This is a genomic window from Arenibaculum pallidiluteum, assembly GCF_017355985.1.
Lineage (GTDB): Bacteria > Pseudomonadota > Alphaproteobacteria > Azospirillales > Azospirillaceae > Arenibaculum > Arenibaculum pallidiluteum.
Genome location: NZ_JAFIQU010000044.1, coordinates 1 through 906, shown reverse-complemented (window position 1 = coordinate 906; position 906 = coordinate 1). Strand labels below are relative to the sequence as shown.

The following is a 906-nucleotide window of genomic DNA, read 5'->3' as shown; positions in this document are numbered from 1 at the left end:
CAACTACGTCTTCACCAGCGAGTCGGTATCGGAGGGGCATCCGGACAAGGTCTGCGACCGGATTTCGGATGCGATCGTCGATCTTTTCCTTGGCCATGATCCGCAGTCGCGGGTTGCGGTCGAGACGCTTGCGACGACGAACCACGTGACGCTGGCCGGCGAGGTTCGGTGCCGGGAGACGATCACGCCGGAGATGCTGGAGCAGACGGCGCGGGCGGCGATCAAGGACATCGGCTACGAGCAGGATGGCTTTCACTGGAAGAACGCGCGGGTGGACGTGCTCGTGCACAGCCAGTCGGCGGACATCGCGATGGGGGTGGACGCGGCCGGCAACAAGGACGAGGGCGCGGGCGACCAGGGCATCATGTTCGGCTATGCCTGCCGGGAGACGGCGGCGCTGATGCCGGCGCCGATCTTCTATGCCCACGGCATCCTGAAGAGCCTGGCCGAGGCGCGCCATTCGGGGGCGGCGCCGCAGCTCGGCCCGGACGCCAAGAGCCAGGTGAGCCTGCGCTACGAGAACGGCCGGCCGGTGGGGGCGACCTCGGTGGTGGTGTCGACCCAGCATGCCGAGGGTCTGGACCAGGAGGCGGTGCGCGAGATCGTGCGCCCGCACGTGCTGAACGTGCTGCCCGCGGGCTGGATGTGCCCGGAGAGCGAGTTCTACGTGAACCCGACGGGGCGCTTCGTGATCGGCGGTCCGGACGGCGATGCGGGGCTGACCGGGCGCAAGATCATCGTGGACACCTATGGCGGGGCGGCGCCGCATGGCGGCGGGGCGTTCTCGGGCAAGGACCCGACCAAGGTCGACCGCTCGGCGGCCTATGCGGCGCGCTATCTCGCCAAGAACGTTGTGGGGGCGGAGCTGGCGGACCGCTGCACGATCCAGGTCGCCTATGCGATCGG

1 protein-coding gene is annotated in these 906 nt (G+C 69.0%); it reads left to right on the top strand.

All coding sequences use genetic code 11. The features are described from left to right. Positions 1–906, top strand: a 906-nt coding sequence (metK, locus tag JUB13_RS31000; RefSeq protein ID WP_207486125.1) for a methionine adenosyltransferase, incomplete at both ends; no start/stop codon positions are given.